The sequence below is a fragment of the Variovorax sp. GW821-FHT10C12 genome, from assembly GCF_059415405.1.
The window spans coordinates 291,755-309,272 of the sequence record NZ_JBWKNE010000002.1 but is presented as its reverse complement, the minus strand read 5'-3'; the positions used below and the strand labels follow the sequence as shown (position 1 = coordinate 309,272).

The 17,518-nt window shown below is 69.2% G+C and carries 18 protein-coding genes; 14 read left to right on the top strand and 4 right to left on the bottom strand.

All coding sequences use genetic code 11. The features are described from left to right. Nucleotides 1-34: 34 nt before the first annotated feature. Nucleotides 35-1,681: a flagellin N-terminal helical domain-containing protein gene (locus tag AC07OH_RS14715; RefSeq protein ID WP_495301159.1), complete on the bottom strand. Its 1,647-nt coding sequence runs from the start codon at nucleotides 1,679-1,681 to the stop codon at nucleotides 35-37. Between the two features lie 166 nt (nucleotides 1,682-1,847). Further along, complete coding sequence (gene fliE / locus AC07OH_RS14710) at nucleotides 1,848-2,165, bottom strand: flagellar hook-basal body complex protein FliE (protein WP_095946630.1); 318 nt, start codon at nucleotides 2,163-2,165, stop codon at nucleotides 1,848-1,850. Nucleotides 2,166-2,445: 280 nt separating this feature from the next. On the opposite strand from fliE, the gene fliF reads away from it, so the two are divergent. The 14 genes from fliF (at nucleotide 2,446) to AC07OH_RS14640 (ending at nucleotide 14,495) form a co-directional block, all read left to right on the top strand. Then, nucleotides 2,446-4,146 (top strand): flagellar basal-body MS-ring/collar protein FliF, encoded by a 1,701-nt coding sequence (fliF, locus tag AC07OH_RS14705; protein WP_495301158.1) that lies wholly within the window; start codon nucleotides 2,446-2,448, stop codon nucleotides 4,144-4,146. Beyond that, a complete protein-coding gene (gene fliG / locus AC07OH_RS14700) occupies nucleotides 4,139-5,140 on the top strand; it encodes a flagellar motor switch protein FliG (RefSeq protein WP_062469343.1) in 1,002 nt (333 codons plus the stop codon). Before fliF ends, fliG begins: the two co-directional genes overlap by 8 nt. Then, nucleotides 5,127-5,900, top strand: coding sequence for a flagellar assembly protein FliH (fliH, locus tag AC07OH_RS14695; RefSeq protein ID WP_495301157.1), 774 nt, complete (start codon nucleotides 5,127-5,129; stop codon nucleotides 5,898-5,900). Before fliG ends, fliH begins: the two co-directional genes overlap by 14 nt. Nucleotides 5,901-5,904: 4 nt before the next feature. Next, entirely contained in the window at nucleotides 5,905-7,332 is a 1,428-nt protein-coding gene (fliI, locus tag AC07OH_RS14690) for a flagellar protein export ATPase FliI (RefSeq protein ID WP_159274390.1), read from the top strand. After that, nucleotides 7,329-7,787 carry a flagellar export protein FliJ gene (gene fliJ, locus AC07OH_RS14685; RefSeq protein WP_062469337.1) on the top strand — a complete coding sequence of 153 codons (459 nt, stop codon included), beginning with the start codon at nucleotides 7,329-7,331 and terminating at the stop codon, nucleotides 7,785-7,787. Before fliI ends, fliJ begins: the two co-directional genes overlap by 4 nt. A 19-nt stretch (nucleotides 7,788-7,806) precedes the next feature. Further along, complete coding sequence (locus AC07OH_RS14680; RefSeq protein ID WP_495301156.1) at nucleotides 7,807-9,138, top strand: flagellar hook-length control protein FliK; 1,332 nt, start codon at nucleotides 7,807-7,809, stop codon at nucleotides 9,136-9,138. 117 nt (nucleotides 9,139-9,255) lie between these two features. After that, nucleotides 9,256-9,771 (top strand): flagellar basal body-associated protein FliL, encoded by a 516-nt coding sequence (gene fliL / locus AC07OH_RS14675; protein ID WP_495301155.1) that lies wholly within the window; start codon nucleotides 9,256-9,258, stop codon nucleotides 9,769-9,771. A gap of 30 nt (nucleotides 9,772-9,801) precedes the next feature. Beyond that, nucleotides 9,802-10,803, top strand: a complete 1,002-nt coding sequence (gene fliM, locus AC07OH_RS14670) for a flagellar motor switch protein FliM (RefSeq protein ID WP_095946623.1) — start codon at nucleotides 9,802-9,804, stop codon at nucleotides 10,801-10,803. Next, complete coding sequence (gene fliN, locus AC07OH_RS14665; protein ID WP_354343156.1) at nucleotides 10,796-11,224, top strand: flagellar motor switch protein FliN; 429 nt, start codon at nucleotides 10,796-10,798, stop codon at nucleotides 11,222-11,224. Before fliM ends, fliN begins: the two co-directional genes overlap by 8 nt. Then, nucleotides 11,221-11,691 carry a flagellar biosynthetic protein FliO gene (gene fliO, locus AC07OH_RS14660; protein WP_495301154.1) on the top strand — a complete coding sequence of 157 codons (471 nt, stop codon included), beginning with the start codon at nucleotides 11,221-11,223 and terminating at the stop codon, nucleotides 11,689-11,691. The genes fliN and fliO overlap by 4 nt, the downstream gene beginning before the upstream one ends. Beyond that, on the top strand, nucleotides 11,688-12,446 hold the full coding sequence (fliP, locus tag AC07OH_RS14655) for a flagellar type III secretion system pore protein FliP (protein ID WP_062469318.1): 759 nt from the start codon (nucleotides 11,688-11,690) through the stop codon (nucleotides 12,444-12,446). The genes fliO and fliP overlap by 4 nt, the downstream gene beginning before the upstream one ends. Further along, nucleotides 12,443-12,712, top strand: a complete 270-nt coding sequence (gene fliQ / locus AC07OH_RS14650) for a flagellar biosynthesis protein FliQ (RefSeq protein ID WP_062469313.1) — start codon at nucleotides 12,443-12,445, stop codon at nucleotides 12,710-12,712. The genes fliP and fliQ overlap by 4 nt, the downstream gene beginning before the upstream one ends. Then, nucleotides 12,709-13,506: a flagellar biosynthetic protein FliR gene (fliR, locus tag AC07OH_RS14645; RefSeq protein WP_495301153.1), complete on the top strand. Its 798-nt coding sequence runs from the start codon at nucleotides 12,709-12,711 to the stop codon at nucleotides 13,504-13,506. The genes fliQ and fliR overlap by 4 nt, the downstream gene beginning before the upstream one ends. A 110-nt stretch (nucleotides 13,507-13,616) precedes the next feature. Beyond that, entirely contained in the window at nucleotides 13,617-14,495 is an 879-nt protein-coding gene (locus AC07OH_RS14640) for a hypothetical protein (RefSeq protein ID WP_495301152.1), read from the top strand. Nucleotides 14,496-14,512: 17 nt separating this feature from the next. Here AC07OH_RS14640 and AC07OH_RS14635 read toward each other — a convergent pair whose 3' ends face one another. Together AC07OH_RS14635 and AC07OH_RS14630 are read right to left on the bottom strand one after the other, a co-directional pair. Further along, on the bottom strand, nucleotides 14,513-15,640 hold the full coding sequence (locus AC07OH_RS14635) for an FAD-dependent monooxygenase (protein WP_495301151.1): 1,128 nt from the start codon (nucleotides 15,638-15,640) through the stop codon (nucleotides 14,513-14,515). Between the two features lie 41 nt (nucleotides 15,641-15,681). Continuing rightward, nucleotides 15,682-17,511, bottom strand: a complete 1,830-nt coding sequence (locus tag AC07OH_RS14630; protein WP_495301150.1) for a gamma-glutamyltransferase family protein — start codon at nucleotides 17,509-17,511, stop codon at nucleotides 15,682-15,684. Nucleotides 17,512-17,518: the final 7 nt, after the last annotated feature.

Below are 17,518 nucleotides of genomic sequence, written 5' to 3'. Positions count from 1 at the left end.
GCCCTCGCGAGGGGCGCCCGGCGGTCTCAGCGAATCAACGCAGCAGCGACAGCACGCCTTGCGTGGTCTGGTTCGCCTGTGCCAGCACCGAGGTACCGGCTTGCTGCAGGATCTGCGCGCGCGTCATGTTCGACACTTCCACGGCGTAGTCCGAGTCTTCGATGCGCGAACGCGACGACGACAGGTTGGTGATGGTGGTGCCGAGGTTGGCGATCACCGAGTCGAAACGGTTCTGCACCGCACCCAGCGAGGAGCGCAGCTTGTCGACCTTCGACAGGGCGGCGTCCAGGGCCTTGAGCGGGTCGACCGTCGAGGTCTTGCCGCTGCGGGCGTTCAGCGTGAAGGCGCCGGACTTAGCCGAATCGGCGTAGACCGTGTTGCCAGCGCCGTCGGTCACTGCGCCGTTGCTGTGCACGCTGTAGGTCGACACGGTGGTGGCGGAGTTGCCGAACGAGCCGTCCGCGCCCACGTAGGCGCCGGTCACCGTGCCGCCAGCAGTGATCGTGACACCTGCCACGCCGCCGATGGTCGATGCCCCCACGGCGATACCAGCACCTGCGGCCAGCTTGTCGTTCAGCGCAGCGGCCGAGATTTCGTCGCCGGTCACATCGAAGTTGGCCGAAGCGGCAGTGGCCGTGTAGGTCGTGCCGCCCACCTTGATGGTGCCGCCCGTGCCGGTACCCGACGCCATGCTGGTCGTCAGGCTCGTCAGCGTGGCTGCCTGAACGCCGGCGCCGGCGCTGTTCTGCGTCAGGTTGCCCGCGTTGTCGACAAACAATGCAGAGCCGTCGGTCGCCGTGATCGTGCCGGCGCTGTCGATCTTGACGTCCAGCGAGGTGCCGCCGATCGTGACCGTGGCGGTCTTGCTCGAGCCCGCTGCGGGCTGGAGCGAAGCGATCGTGGCAGCATTCGTGCGGCCCGTTTCACCGAAGGTGAAGGCGGACTTCGCAGCGTTGTAGGTGTAGGTGGAGCCACCGGCGACGACCGAGTCGCCCGCCTTGGCGCCTGCCAGCAGCTGGCTGCGCGTGGCCAGCGTGTTGATGGCCGTGACGTCGTACTTCTGCGTGCCGTTGACCGGTGCGCCGTTGGCGACAGCGCCAGCCAGCGTCAGGTCGTCCTTGGTGGCGGCCTTGTTCAGCGTGCCCGTGCCGTTCACGTTGAAGCTTTCCAGACCCAGGGTCTTGGCGCTGATTTCCTGCAGGTCGATGTCGATGGTTTCGCCATCGTTCGCGCCGACTTGCACCGTCAGCTTGCCGGCGTTGGCCGACAGGACCTTCACGCCGTTGAACTGGGTCTGCTCCGAGACGCGGTTGATTTCGTCCAGGCGCTGGCCGATTTCCGACTGGATCGAGTCCAGGTCGGTGGCCGAGTTGGTGCCGGTGGCGGCTTGCACCGACAGGTCGCGGATGCGCTGCAGGTTGTTGTTGACTTCGGTCAGCGCGCCTTCGGTGGTCTGCGCGATCGAGATGCCGTCGTTGGCGTTGCGCGCGGCTTGCGTCAGGCCCTTGATGTTGGCGGTGAAGCGGTTGGCGATGGCCTGGCCGGCGGCGTCGTCCTTGGCGCTGTTGATGCGCATGCCGGAAGACAGGCGCTCGATGGCCGTGTTCAGGGCCGATTGCGACTTGTTGAGGTTGTTCTGCGTGAGAAGAGAAAGGCTGTTCGTATTGATGACTTGCGCCATGTTCGACTCCTGATTGACAAAAGGTTGTGGACTCCGGCCATCGGCCGTAACGCTGGACCCGCTTCCACGGTGAGACTCAAGCCATCGTTGAAGGGGATATCGGCGGATGTCCGCAAACCTTTAGGGCCGCAACGAAAAAAGTTCTACGTTGCCGCCCTCTGCCTCGTCATGCCTGCATGCTCATGATTTCCTGGTAGGCCGTCACCAGCCGGTTGCGCACCTGCAGCCCGGTCTGGAACGCCACGTTGGCCTTCTGCAGGTCGACCATCACGTCGTTGAGCGCCACGCCGGGCTTGCCCAGCTCGAACGATTCGGCCTGCGCATAGGCCTGCTGCTGCGCGCCGCTGATGTTGGCGAGCGAGCGCTGCAGCTCGGCCGCGAAGCCGCCGGCGCCGGCCGGTGCAGAGGTCGCGGGCCCCATGCCGCTGGCGAGCGCGGTGGCGCGCATCTGCTGCAGGACGGATTCGATGGCATTGATGGACATGGGGAAAAGTTCACTTCCAGCTGACTTGACACGGAGCGCGCGAGCGCTCCAACCGGCAGGCAGCGTATCAAGGGAAGACCCCCATTCAAACGCGCAACTGAGGGCAAAACCCCCGGCTGTTCGACCGATCGAATTCCACATCGCCTGCTGACAATCGTTCGCGAAACCACAGGCCGCGCACGACGTCGCCGGCCACCGGCATGACATCCCAACACCGAATTCCCTCTCTCACACCGGCGCCGGCCCTGCGCGGCGCAACGGCCCCGGCGAAGGCGCGCCGATGAGCACGGCCGCGCCCACGGGCGGTCTGGCGGCGGGCGCCAACGGCCTGCCCCCGATGCTGGAGCGCATGCGCGCGCAGCCCCGGCTGCCGCTGATCCTCGGCGCCGCGGCGCTGGCGACGGTGGCGGCCGCTTTCTTCCTGTGGAGCCGCGGCCCTGACTACAAGGTGCTCTACACCAACGTGTCGGACCGCGACGGCGGCGCGATCATCGCGTCGCTGCAGCAGATGAACGTGCCCTACAAGTTCGCCGAGGGCGGCGGCGCGATCCTGATCGCGGGCGACAAGGTCGCGGAAACGCGCCTGAAGCTCGCAGCGCAGGGCCTGCCCAAGGCCGGCGGCGTGGGCTTCGAACTGATGGACAACCAGAAGTTCGGCACCAGCCAGTTCGCCGAGCAGGTCAACTACCAGCGCGGGCTCGAAGGCGAGCTGGCGCGCTCCATCGAATCGATCGGCAGCATCGAAGCCGCGCGCGTGCACCTGGCGCTGCCCAAGCCCTCGCTGTTCGTGCGCGACCAGAAGAAGCCTTCGGCCTCGGTGGTGCTCACGCTGATGCGCGGGCGCAGCATCGACGAAGGCCAGGTGAGCGCCATCGTGCACATGGTGTCCGCCAGCGTGCCCGACCTGGACGCCAAGAGCGTCACGGTGGTCGACCAGCGCGGCAACCTGCTGTCGTCGGCGCGCGGCACCAGCCAGGGGCTGGACGTGAGCCAGCTCAAGTACGCGCAGGAGATCGAGCAGGGCTACGTGCGCCGCATCGAAGCCATTCTTCAGCCGCTGGTGGGCGCGAGCAATGTGCGCGCGCAGGTCGCGGCCGAGATCGACTTCTCGGTGGTGGAGCACACCGACGAGAAGTACCGGCCCAACCAGGACCCGGCGCAGGCCGCGATCCGCAGCCAGCAGTCCAGCGAATCGGCGCAGCACAACGGCGCACCGCCCGGCGGCGTGCCGGGCGCGCTGTCGAACCAGCCGCCGGTGAACCCGACGGCGCCGATCACCGCGCCCAAGCCGCCGAACGCTCCGGGCGCACCGAACACGCCGAACGCATCTCCCGCCGCTGCACCGGCCGGCCCGAGCAACACGCGCAAGGACGTCACGACCAACTACGAGCTCGACCGCACCATCCGCCACGTGCAGCAGGCCGCCGGCGGCGTGAAGCGCCTGTCGGTCGCCGTGGTGGTGAACCACCGCGACACAGTCGATGCCGCCGGCAAGGCCAGCGCCCGCGCGCTCGCGCCGGCCGAACTGGAGCAGATCCGCAACCTCGCCAAGGAGGCGATGGGCTTCAGCCAGGAACGCGGCGACTCGCTCAACGTGGTCAACAGCGCCTTCGCCCGCGACGGCGACAGCGACGCCGGCCCCGCGCCCGACGTGCCGTTCTGGCGCGACCGCGACAACCTCGCGTTCGGCAAGACGCTGGTCCCCTACCTGCTCATCGGCCTGCTCGCGCTGTTCGCCTGGTTCGCCGTGGGGCGCCCGCTGATGCGCCGGCACCTGGCCGCGCCGCCACCCGCACCGCCCGTGGCCGATGCGAGCGCCGTGGCCCCCACCGGCACGGCCCCGGCCGAGCCCGAAGAAACATTGCAGCAGCGCGAGTCCGCACGCCAGAAGGCCGACATGGACTACGCCCAGCAGACCGCCGACAAGGACCCCAAGCTCGTGGCCGCCCTGATCCAGCACTGGATGCACTCCGATGACTAGCAGCGAAGCAGGAACCCGCAAGAGCGCCATCCTGCTCATGGCGCTGGGCGAAGACCGCGCCGCCGCCGCGCTGCACCTGCTGCCCACCTCCGAGGTGCAGGCGCTGGGCCTGGCCATGTCCAAGCTCAGCGCGGTGTCGCGCGACGAGCTGGCCTCGGTGCTGGCCGAGTTCCGCCAGGAGACCGAGCAGCTGTCGGCGCTGCACCTGGGCTCGACCAGCTACATCCGCGCCGTGCTCAAGAAGGCGCTGGGCGACGACCGCGCGAGCAACCTGCTGGAAGACATCCTGCAGCCCGACGAGCCGCACGGCGGCATTGAGCGCCTGAACGAACTCGAGGCCGGCGAAGTGGCCGAGCTCATCCGCGACGAGCACCCGCAGATCCTCGCGACGCTCCTAGTGCACCTGGACCGCATGAAGGCGTCGGAAGTGCTCGAGAAGCTGCCCGCGCGCCTGCGCCACGACGTGATCATGCGCGTGGCCACCTTCGGCGGCGTGCAGCCGTCGGCGCTGAACGAGCTGACCGAGGTGCTGACCGAGATGCTCGCGGGCCAGGGCCTGCGCCGCAGCCGCCTGGGCGGCGTGCGCACCGCGGCCGAGATCGTCAACCTGATGAGCACCACGGTGGAAGAAGAAGCGATCGCCCATGTGCGCGAGCAGGACGAGGCGCTGGCCCAGCGCATCGTCGACGAGATGTTCGTGTTCGAGAACCTGCTGGGCCTGGAAGACCGCAGCATCCAGCGCCTGCTCAAGGACATCGAGAGCGACTCGCTCATCATCGCGCTCAAGGGCGCGCCGCTGGAGCTGCGCGACAAGTTCCTCAGCAACATGTCGCAGCGCGCCGCGGAAACGCTGCGCGAGGACATGGAGCTGCGCGGTCCCGTGCGCGTGTCGCAGGTCGAGACCGAACAGAAGGCCATCCTGCAGGTCGCCCGCCGTCTGGCGGACGCCGGCGAGATCGTGATCGCGGCGCCTGGCACCGATGACTTCGTCTGACCCCGGCGCTTTCGGCGCCTCCAACAGTTCGCGCGAGCGCCTCGCCGCCATCCACGCGGCCGCGCGCCAGGCCGGTGCCGGCACGCCCGCGCTGTCGGCGTGGGAGCGCTGGGAGATGGGCACGCTCGATGGCAAGGCGCCGTCGGGCACGGCGCTCTCGCGCCACACGGCGCAGCGCCCTTCGCCACCGCCTGCGCCTCCCGCACCCAAGGTCGACCTCGCCGAACTGGCCCGCATCCGCAAGGAAGCGCGCGCCGCGGGCGAAGCCGAGGGCCGCGCCGCCGGGCTGGCCGAAGGCCGCCAGGTCGGCCACACCGAAGGCCTGGCCACGGGCCTCGCCGCCGCCAGCGTTCACGCCGAACGCCTGCGCGCACTGGCCCGTTCGCTGCCCGAGGCGCTGCGCGGCGCCGAGGCCGAACTGGCCGAGACCGTGCTCGCGCTCGCGCTCGACGTGGCGCGCCAGGTGGTACACCGCACCTACCAGGCCGAGCCCGAGTGGGTGCTGCCGCTGGTGCGCGACCTGCTGCATGCCGAACCCGCGCTGCGCGGCGAGCCGCGCCTGCTGCTGCACCCCGACGACCTCGCGCTGGTGAAGAACAGCCTGGGCAGCGAGATCGAGGCGGCCGGCTGGCAGCTGCGCGCCGACGACAGCTTGGCGCGCGGTGGTTGCCGCGTGCAGTCGGCGACGGGCGAGCTGGACGCCAGCCTGTCCACGCGCTGGGAGCGCGTGGGTGCGGCGCTGCGTGGCGACGCTTCCTGAGCCGATGCAGACGACGGCCACAAACCCTCACCTGAACAGCGTGCGCGCCGTGCTGGAACAGGCGCGCGCCGACGTCGCCCGCAGCACGACCACCACCGCCTCGGGCCGCCTCACGCGCGCCGTCGGCCTCGTGCTCGAGGCCGTGGGCCTGCAGCTGCCCGTGGGCAGCGACTGCCTCATCGAACTGCCGCCCGGCCATCCGCAGCGCCATGCCGAGGCCGAGGTCGTCGGCTTCGCCGGCGACCGCCTCTTCCTCATGTCGCAGACCGAAGTGGCGGGCCTGCTGCCCGGCGCGCGCGTGTTCGCGCGGCCCGGCCTGCGCGAGCCCGGTGCGACCGGCGACGCCCACACCAAGCGCCTGCCCGTGGGCGAAGGCATGCTCGGCCGCGTGGTCGATGCGGCGGGCCGCCCGCTCGACGGGTTGGGCCCGCTCGACGTGGCGCGCCAGGTGCCGCTGGCGGCGCCGCCGATCAACCCGCTGTCGCGCGCGGCCATCGACTCGGTGCTCGACGTGGGCGTGCGCGCCATCAACGCCATGCTCACCGTCGGCCGCGGCCAGCGCATGGGCCTGTTCGCCGGCTCGGGCGTGGGCAAGAGCGTGCTGCTGGGCATGATGGCCCGCTACACCAGCGCCGAGGTGATCGTGGTCGGCCTCATCGGCGAACGCGGTCGCGAGGTGAAGGACTTCATCGAGAACACGCTGGGCGAGGAAGGCCTGGCCCGCGCCGTGGTGGTGGCCGCGCCGGCCGACAACTCGCCGCTGCTGCGCCTGCAGGGCGCGGCCTACGCCACCTGCCTGGCCGAGTACTTTCGCGACCAGGGCAAGGACGTGCTGCTCATCATGGATTCGCTCACGCGCTATGCGATGGCGCAGCGCGAGATCGCGCTGGCCGTGGGCGAGCCGCCCGCCACCAAGGGCTACCCGCCCTCGGTGTTCGCGCGGCTGCCGGCGCTGGTGGAGCGCGCCGGCAACGGCGCACGCGACGCGCAGGGACGCGGCGGCTCGATCACCGCCTTCTACACCGTACTCTCGGAAGGCGACGACCAGCAGGACCCGATCGCCGATTCGGCGCGCGCGATCCTAGACGGCCACGTCGTGCTCTCGCGCACGCTGGCCGAGGCGGGGCACTACCCGGCCATCGACATCGAGGCCTCGATCAGCCGCGCGATGACGTCATTGATCGCGCCCGCGCAGTTCGACACCGTGCGCCGCTTCAAGCAGATGCTGTCGCGCTACCAGCGCAACCGCGACCTGATCAGCGTGGGCGCCTACGCACCGGGGCACGACCTGCAGCTGGACCAGGCGATCGCGATGTACCCGCGCATCGAGGCCTTCCTGCAGCAGTCGATGCACGAGCGCACCGGCTACGAGGAGGCCATCGCCCACATGGACAGCCTGTTCACGAACACACCTTCCCCAGGACGCCCATGAGCAGCAGCAAGCTCCCCCTCGGCATGCTCATCGACCTGGCGCAGAGCCAGACCGACGACGCCGCGCGCCGCCTGGGCGCGCTGCAAAGCGCGCACCTGAGCGCGCAGCAGAAGCTCGAGCTGCTGCTGCAGTACCGCCAGGACTACCACGCGCAGCTCGACACCTTGATGCGCGGCGGCCTGCCGTCGTCGCAGTGGCGCAACTACCGCAACTTCCTCGGCACGCTCGACCACGCGATCGCGCAGCAGCGCGCCATCGCCGAGCGGGCCGGGCACCAGCTCGACCGGGGCCGCACCGACTGGCAGCGCGAGAAGCGCCGCCTCAGCTCCTTCGACACGCTGGCCGATCGCGTGCGCGCGCAGGAGCTGATGGCGCAGGCCAAGCGCGAACAGCGCGACAGCGACGAACGCGCCGCCCGCCAGTTCTTCGACCGCGCCTCGCACCCCACCCACTGAATCTCCTCCAGGAACCGACATGCCTCCCATGATCCCGCCGACCGTCACGCCTGCCGCCACCTCGCCGGTCGCGCAGGGCGGCGCACGTGGCCGCAGTGCCGACGAAGCACAGGGCCGCGCGTTCGGTGCCGCGCTCGAACGTTCGCGCGCGAGCCAGGCCGAGAAGGCGTCGGATGCCGACACCGTGGTGGCGGATGCCAAGCCACTGCGCAAGACGGAGCTTTCTGAAGAGATGCGGGATGCGCAGCCTGCGGAACCGGACCTTGCTTTTCTTGCAGCCGCCGTCACACCGCAACAGGCCTTGGTGCTTGCGGGAGGTGCGGCCACGCAGGGCAGCAGTGCGCCAGAAACTTCACTGGCGCCGGTCACGCCTGACGCGCAAGCCGGCCTGCCTGCAGGCACGGTGCGCTTGAGCAGCGACGCCGCCCCCACACCCGCGCCCGCCATCGCCACCGAAGACGCTTCTGCCCCCACTGCAACCGTCGTCGCGCAAGGCGCAGCGGCTGAAGCCGACAACGCGGCGCCGCCGTCGCTGTACGAGATCGTGCGCGCCGCCGTCGCTGCGCAGCCGATGGCTGTCGACGGAAAGAAGCCGGCTGCTGCACCTGCAGGCCCGCCCGTCGGCACCGCCGCATCAGGCCGCGCCGGCGCACCGCGCACCGTGAGCACCACGACCACCGAACAGCTCGCAGCCGCAGCGCAAGCCCAGCCTGCCGCTGAGGCGAAGCCGGCCACAACGGAAGCCGCCCCCGTCGCCGCAGTGTCGGCCGGCACCTCGGGCGACGACGCAGCGACCCCATCCGCCGCACCGTTCGCGCTGCAACAGCCCGCTGCCGCGTCCACAGAGCGCACGACTGAAAGCCCTGCCGCACGCCCCGCCGTGCACACGCTCGCGCCCGAAGTCGGCAGCGAGAAATGGGCGCCCGCACTCGGCCAGCAGCTCGCGCGCATGAGCCTCGGCGGCACGCACACGGCCGAGCTGAACCTCAACCCCGCCGGCCTCGGCCCGCTGAAGGTCACGCTGTCGGTCGGCGAGCACCAGGCGCAAGCCGCGTTCGTGTCGGCGCACGAGAGCGTGCGCAAGGCCGTCGAGGCCGCGCTGCCGCAGCTGCGCACCAGCCTGTCGGAGCAGGGCATCACGCTGGGCCAGACCTCGGTCGGCGCGGACACGCGCGCGCCGTTCGGGCAGGACGCCGCGTTCGCGCAGCAGCAACAGCAGCAACACCAACGACAGGGCGCATGGCGACCTCAGGGCACCTCCGCTGCCACCGACATCGCCCGCACGGCCACGGCAGCGCCCCGCCCCGTTGCCACCCCACGCACGGGCCCGGGCCTCGACACCTTCGCCTGAAACCGCCCCACCCGCTTCCCGCAATGAACGGATGTGAAGCGCCTTTGTGCGCTTGTTCGGCCGTTCGCCGGCGGGCGACTTCGCAAAGAATAGATCGGACCCGTCCACCGTTTCACCATGGCTACCTCTTCTCCCGCCGCCACCGCGGCTGCGTCGGTCGCGACCGACCCGCCGGCCTCGCGCCGCACCTCGAAACTGCTGATCGGGCTCGTGGCCGCTCTCGGCCTGGCCGCGGCCGGCGCGGCGGCCTACGTCTTCGTGCTGCCCCGCTTCACCGAACACGCTGCCGCCGAGACGGCCAAGGCGCCGGTGCCCGAGAAGCCCATCTTTCTCATGCTCGAGCCTCTGACCGTCAACCTGCAATCGGAAGGCCGCTCGCGCTTTTTGCAGATCGGCTTGGCGCTGAAGCTGCGCGACGAGCAGGCCAAGGCGCAGATCGTGGAGTTCATGCCCGAGCTGCGCAGCCGCCTGCTGGTGCTGCTGTCGAACCGCCCGCCCGAATCGCTGGTCACCTCGGAAGACAAGGCCCGGCTGGCCACGGAGATCCACAGCGCCTTGAACGCGCCGCTGGCCGAGGGCCTGCCCGAGCTGGGCATCGCGAGCGTGTCCTTCAACTCCTTCGTCGTGCAGTGACGACGATGCCCGTTTGCGGACCCGCGATCCATGGCGTATGAACAGGTGCTCTCCCAGGACGAGGTCGATGCGCTGCTGCAGGGCGTCACCGGCGGCGACCTCGACCAGGCCGCCGCGCCCGCGCCGCCGCCCGACGGCCTGCCGGCCTACGACCTCGGTGCACCTGACCGCGTGGTGCGCAACCGCATGCACACGCTGGAGGTCATCAACGACCGCTTTGCGCGCGGCCTGCGCAGCGCGCTGCTGAACTTCATGCGCCGCAGCCCCGACATCTCGGTGGGGCCGGTACAGATCCAGCAGTTCGGCGAGTTCGTGCGGCACCTGCCGGTGCCCGCGAACATCAACATGGTCCACATGAAGCCGCTGCGCGGCACCGCCCTCTTCGTGTTCGACCCGAAGCTGGTGTTCCTCGTGGTGGACAACCTGTTCGGCAGCGACGGGCGCTACCACGTGCGCGTGGAAGGGCGCGACTTCACGCGCACCGAGCAGCGCATCATCAAGCGCCTGCTCGACCTGTCGCTGCAGTGCTACGGCGACGCGTGGCAGCCGGTGTATCCGCTGGCCTTCGACTACGTGCGCGCCGAGATGCACGGCAAGCTCGCCAACATCGTGGCGCCCAACGAGGTGGTGATCAACACCACGCTGCAGATCGAGTTCGGCCCCATCGGCGGCTTCCTGCACGTGTGCCTGCCCTACTCGATGATCGAGCCGATCCGCGACCTGCTGTCCAACCCGATCCAGGACGAGGTCGAGGTCGACAAGCGCTGGGTCACGCAGATGTCGCGCCAGATGCAGGCCGCCGACGTCGAGCTCACCGCCGACTTCGTGACCATGCCCTCGACGCTGGGCGAGGTGATGAAGCTGCGCGTGGGCGACGTGATTCCCATCGAGCTGCCGGCGACGGTGGTCGCCAAGGTCGGCGGCGTGCCCGTGATGGCCTGCGGCTACGGCACCTCCAACGAGCGCTACGCCCTGCGCGTGCAACACATGATCTCCCACCAAGACAGCGATTCGAAGAACGACCATGACTGACAACACCTCTGCCGCCAGCGACGCGGACGACTGGGCCAGCGCACTGGCCGAGCAGACCGCGGCCAGCGCGCCCACGCCCGACCCGGCCGTGGCCCCCGCAACGGCGCAGGTCTTCCAGCAGATCCAGGACGCGCCGGCTGCATCGTCCGCCACGCCCGTGGACATCGCGCGCGTGCTCGACGTGCCCGTGCAACTCACCGCCGAAATCGGCCGCACGCGCATCACCATCAAGAACCTGCTGCAGCTGTCGCAGGGCTCGGTGGTCGAGCTCGACGGCCTGGCCGGCCAGCCGCTGGACGTGCTGATCAACGGCTACCTCATTGCGCAGGGCGAGGTGGTGGTGGTGAACGAGAAGTACGGCATCCGCCTGACCGACATCGTCACGCCCTCCGAGCGCATGCAGAAGCTCGCGCGCGCATGAACCTGGCGCGGGCGTCTTCGCTGCTCGCGCTGGGCCTGCATGCGGCGCATGCGGTCCACGCCGCGCTGCCCACCGTGCCCACGCCGGTGCGCGAAGCCGCGCCGCCCGTTGCGGTCGGCGGCGCGGGCCTGCTGCAGGCGGGCTTCGGCATGGCGGCGGTCGTCGGCCTGATCTTCCTGTGCGCGTGGCTGGCGCGGCGCTTCGGCCTGCAGCGGCTGGGCGGCGGCCAGGTGGTGAAGGTGGTGTCCACCGCCATGGTCGGCCCGCGCGAGCGCGTGGTCGTGGTGGACGTGGCCGGCCAGTGGCTGGTGCTGGGCGTCACCAGCAGCCAGGTCCGCACGCTGCACACGCTGCCGGCTCAGGCCACGCCTGCGGCAGTCACACCCATGTCGCCACAGAACCCGGTGGGCCTGTTCGCCCAGAAGCTGCGCGACTCCCTCGCGGGCAAGGCGCGCACCGCGCCATGACGCGCCCTGCCCTGCACCGCGGCCTGCGCACCGCCTTGCTGCTGCTCGCCGCCACGCTGCCAGCCGCCGCGTGGACGCAAGGCCTGCCCGGCCTTACGAGCACGCCGGGCCCCGGCGGCAGCCAGACCTGGTCGCTGAGCGTGCAGACGCTGGTGCTGCTGACCTCGCTCACCTTCCTGCCCGCGCTGCTGCTGTCGATGACCAGCTTCACGCGCATCCTCATCGTGCTGGGCCTGCTGCGCACCGCCATCGGCACGCAGACCTCGCCGCCCAACCAGATCCTGGTGGGGCTGTCGCTGTTCCTCACCTTCTTCGTGATGTCGCCGGTGTTCGACAAGGCCTACACCGAGGCCTACGTGCCGTTCTCGGAAAGCAAGCTCAGCGCCGAGAAGGCGCTGGAGCGCGGCATCGCGCCCTTCAAGACCTTCATGCTCAAGCAGACGCGCGAGACCGACCTGGCGCTGTTCGCGCGGCTCGCTAAAGCGCCCGAGATGCAGGGGCCCGAGGACGTGCCGCTGCGCATCCTGCTGCCGGCCTTCGTCATCAGCGAGCTGAAGACGGCCTTCCAGATCGGCTTCACCATCTTCATTCCCTTTCTCATCATCGACCTCGTGGTGGCGAGCGTGCTGATGTCGATGGGCATGATGATGGTGCCGCCCGCGTCCATCGCGCTGCCCTTCAAGCTGATGCTGTTCGTGCTGGCCGACGGCTGGCAGCTGCTGATCGGTGCGCTCTCGCAGAGCTTTTACTTATGACGCCCGAATCCGTCATGACCATGGGCCACCGGGCCATGGAAATCTCGCTGCTGCTGGGTGCACCGCTGCTGCTGGTGGCGCTGGTGATCGGCCTGGTGGTCAGCATCTTCCAGGCGGCCACGCAGATCAACGAGGCCACGCTGTCCTTCATTCCCAAGCTGCTCGCGGTGTTCGCGACGCTGGTCATCGCCGGGCCGTGGATGCTCGACCGCATGCTCGACTACATGCGCGCCCTGTTCGCCAGCATCCCGCAGATGCTGGCGTGACGCCCTCGGTCTTCTCCGTCACCTCGGGCCAGCTCGAGGCCTGGCTGGTGGCCTTCCTCTGGCCTTTCGTGCGCATGCTGGCCATGGTCTCGACGGCGCCGGTGTTCGGCGAGCCCTGGGCGACACGGCAGGTGAAGGTGGGCATCGCCGCCGTGCTGACGCTGGTGATCTCGCCCACGATCGGGCCGCTGCCGGCGGTGCCCGTGGTGTCGGCAGGCGGCCTCTGGATCATCGTGCAGCAAGTGCTGGTCGGCGCCGCCATGGGCTTCTCGATGCGGCTGGTGTTCACGGCCGTGCTGGCTGCGGGCGAGTACATCGGCCTGCAGATGGGTTTGTCGTTCGCGTCCTTCTTCGACCCCATGAGCCACGGCAGCACGATGGTGGTGTCGCGGTTGCTGAACATGCTGGCGATGCTGATCTTCATGGCGCTGGACGGCCACCTGCTCATGCTGGAGGCGCTGGCCGCGAGCTTTCACACGCTGCCCATCGCCGATGCGCCACTGGCGGCCGGTGGCTGGATGTTCCTGGTGCTGGCGGCCGGCGACATCTTCGCGAGCGGCCTGCTGCTGGCGCTGCCGCTGATCACCGCGCTGCTCACGCTCAACCTCGCCATGGGCATCCTGAACCGCGCCTCGCCGCAGTTCAGCATCTTCGCAGTGGGCTTTCCGCTGACGCTGCTGGCGGGGCTGGTGATGCTGCAGCTGCTGATGCCGCACCTGGCGGCGTTCCTGGAGCCGCGGTTTGCGGAATCGCTCTCGACCATGCTGCGATTCACGCAGGGACTGCGGCGCTGAGGGGTGAAGGGCTGCTTGCGGCCAGCCGGCTGGTTTGAAGGACAGCAGGGTCACGGGATGACGCGCCACTCCCACTAAGATGATTCCGGCCGCAACACGGAAGGTCGCGCATGTCACACCCCATTTATCTGTCCAGTTCCTCCCTGCCCCGGATGCCGGAAGGCAGCCGCAACGAATGGCGCAGTTTCTTCGGCCATGGCGCGGAGCTGGAGGCCAACGCGTTCTTCCCGTTGTTCTGGCGGGCACTCTTCAGCACCAGCGACATCCGGCATGCGCGCTTCATCGATGAATACGACATCGACGACGAAGCCTCGGCCGTCGACCGGGAGGAATGCCTGGCGGATTTCGGCGCCGACGCGACCTACCCCTACCTCGTCACTGACAAGGCCGCAGCGGTTGCGCGGCTGACGGAGCGGCGTGAAGCGATCCTCGGCGCCGTCGGAGAACGCTACCGCCCGATCTACGCGTCCTTCGAAGCACTGATTGCGCAGCACTTCGGGGACTACCTCCTGCTGCGCACCTCCGGCTTGCCGGATGCGGCCGACGCCGAGCCATGGCTGCGCGCCGATCTTGGGGACATCGACGGTCTCCACGACGGCAAGGCGCTCGACAGCCTGATGTCGGATCTTGCGAGGCACGATGCGGACCCGATCTGGACCTTGAGCGGCATCGCGTCATCCAGCGATGGCGCCTGGCCCACGCCGGCGTTGCGAGAACACTTCCCCGACCCGCGACAAAGGAAGGCCCGCAGACCGCCGACCACACAGCAGATCGACGAACACGATCGCGCGTTCGCGGAACCCAAGGCGCACACTGCGAAGAGCTGGCTCGACCCCGCCCTGGAATGGCTGGGCGCCTTCGTGGCTGCAGGTGCGGCCTTGGGCGCCTACTACTTCACCCAATCGACTTGGCTGGCCGTGCTGGCCTTCTTGTGCGTCGCCGTGGCATTGGGCTTCGGCATTGCGAGGCTGCGCGCCCCGAGGCGCTGACCGCGCGCGAGAAACAACTAGGTGGCTTCGGCGAACTTCGCCGCGCAGTCACGCAGATTCTGATTGCGCTCGTCCAGCGCGTCCTGCGTGGCGGGCACCATCAGCGGTGCCCCGACCGTTGCGAATTGCTGGCAGTGCTCGACATAGGGACGAAGGCGCTCGTGATACAGAGGACTCGCCTGCGTCATCTGGCCGCCGCACTCGGTCCACGTGGTGGCCAGGATCTCTGCGGACACCATCGCCAGGGTGGTGCCCAGGCCGGACAGCAGTGCGGCGCAGTGACCGGCATCGCCGATCACCGCCACATTGCCGTTGATCCAGCTCGGCATGCGCGTCTGGCTCACGGAATCGAAGTAGAAGCCCTCGGCGTCGGGCGCCGTGAAGGCGGCACGCATCTGCGGCACCTGCCAGGCATCGACGCGCGACATGAAACGGTCCACCAGGCGACGCTGCGACGCGATGTCGCGGAAGTCGTAGTCGACCTCCTCGCTCGCGACGATCATCATGCCCTGCGGGCCGTCGCCAGAATCCCGCACCGAGATCTTCAGGCCCGGAACGTTCAGCATGGCCCGTTGCCACGTCCTGTCCTTCGGGAGGTCCACGAGCGCCACGTAGTGCCCGAAGTGCTTCACGTAGTCGTGCTCGGGTCCGAATGCCAGCCTGCGCACGTTCGAATGGAGCCCGTCGGCACCCACGACGAGGTCGCAGTGGTGCTGCGTGCCATCGGCCAAGGTCACGTCCACTCCGGCGTCGCTGTCGTTGATGGAGGCAATGGAAGACGAGAAGTGGAACGCGACGTCTGACGGAATCGACCGACGCAGAATCAGGTTCAAGCGATCCCGCGAAATTTCGACGTCGTCATCGGTCTGGTTGCCGAACCACCGCATGTCGAAGGAGGCCACCTGCGCACCGGTGCCATCCAGGATGGGCGTGGGGTCGCCCGGCAGCACGCGCTCCGCGAGGATTTGCGGCAGGATGCCCATGCGCTCGGCGGTTCCGATTGCATGGCCGCGAACATCGATCGGCGCGCCGCCCGCGCGCAATCCGTTCGAGCGCTCGACCACGGTGACCTTGTGGCCGAGGCGGGCAAACCAGTGGGCGGCGGAAAGGCCAGCCATGCTGGCGCCGGAAATCAGGACGTTCATCGAATAGCTCCAGATGTAGTGAATGGTGGTGCCAGTGGGAATCAGCGCGCCGCCGCGTAGCCCTGCATGCCGCGTGGATTGGCCGCGGCCCTGAACATGAAGCGGCCGGGGCCAATGCGTTCACGCGCGCAAGCCGACAGCCGCCCCTCGGACCAGGCATCGCCGACGACCACCTCGTGCCCGCGGCGGCGCAATGCCTCGATGCTCTGCGCAGGAAAGCGGCTCTCGACGGTCAGGCGCTGTCTTTCGACCAGGCGCGGCCAGAAGGACGCGGTGAAATGGTTCATGTGCCAGGCCGGCGCGTCGATGGCTTCCTGCATGGTCATGCCCATGCGCAGATGGCGCACGGCAAATGCGGTCTGCCATTGGTCCTGCTGGTCGCCGCCCGGCGTGCCGAAAGCCGCATAGGCCCGGCCTTGCCTGAATGCCAGGGACGGGCTGAGCGTCGTGAGCGGCCGGAAGCCCGGCCGCAGCGCGTTGCGCATGCGCCGGTCGAGCCATGTCATCTGCAGGCGTGTGTTCAACGAGAACCCCAGCCCCGGAACCACGGGGCTGCTGGACAGCCATCCCCCGCTGGGCGTGGCCGCAACCAGGTTGCCCCAGCGGTCGGCCACGTCGATGTGGCAGGTGTCGCCCACGACGATCTCTTCGGTCGGTTGCCAGGCCTGCGCCGGCAGCGCCGCGAACGTGGGTTCGCCGGCGCCGAAAAGAAAGCCGCCTGCCGCCAATGCGCGCGAATGGTCTTCATGCAGCGACAGCTGCGGGGCCAGGCCAGCGGGCCTGCCGGGACGGATCAGGGACGAGGCCCTGTCGTCGATCAGTGGGCGGCGCGCAGCCGCGTACGGCATCGAGAGCAGCTCCTCCAACGGAACATCGATCGCACGGGGATCGGCATACCAGGCATCGCGATCCGCAAAGGCCAGCTTGGCCGCCTCCACCATGCGGTGCACGAGCTCATCGCCCGTGGGGTCCAGCCCCTCAAGGGCATCGGCCTGCAGGAGATTGAGCTGCTGCAGCATCACGGGGCCCTGGCTCCACGCGTCGCACTTGGCGATCGCAAAGTCGCCGTAGTCGCAGATGCGAGGCGCTTCATAGGTGGGCCGCCAGCGCGCCATGTCCTCCCCGCGCAAAAGCCCCTGTTGCCGCTCGCCCGAAGAGTCCATGACTTCCGTTCGGTAGAAGGCGTCGATGCGATCGGCCACAAAGCCCTGGTACCAGCCGCGCAGTGCCGCATCGATCTGCTGCTCACGCTGAGTACTCGCCTGCTCGGCCTCCTCGAGCAGGCGCAGGTAGGTGTCGGCCAGCGCCTGGTTGGTGAACAGTTTCCCCAGCGAGGGCACGTCGCCCCCCGGCAGATAGATGGCCGCCGACGTCGGCCATTGCGTCTCGAAGAGCGTGCGCACCGCGACGATCGCCTGCACGATGCGGGGCACGAGCGGGTAGCCGTCGCGCGCGTACTGGATGGCCGGCTCCAGCACGGTGCGCAAGGGCATGGTTCCGTGGTCGCGCAGTAGCGTCATCCAGGCACCGAACGCGCCAGGGACGCATGCCGGCAGCAGGCCGATGCCCGGGACCAGCTGCAGGCCCAGCGACTGGAAATGCTCGATGGTGGCCGCCGCCGGCGCCACGCCCTGCCCGCACAGCACCTGGGCGCGCGCGCCCGACTCGTCCCAGAACAGGATCGGCACTTCGCCGCCCGGGCCATTCAGATGCGGCTCGACGACCTGCAGCACGAAGCCCGCGCAGGCGGCCGCATCGAAGGCATTGCCGCCGCGTTCGAGAATGGACATGGCGCTCGCCGTGGCGAGCCAGTGCGTCGACGCGGCAGCGCCGAACGTGCCCTTGAGTTCAGGGCGGGTGGTGAAGCTCATGGTGGTG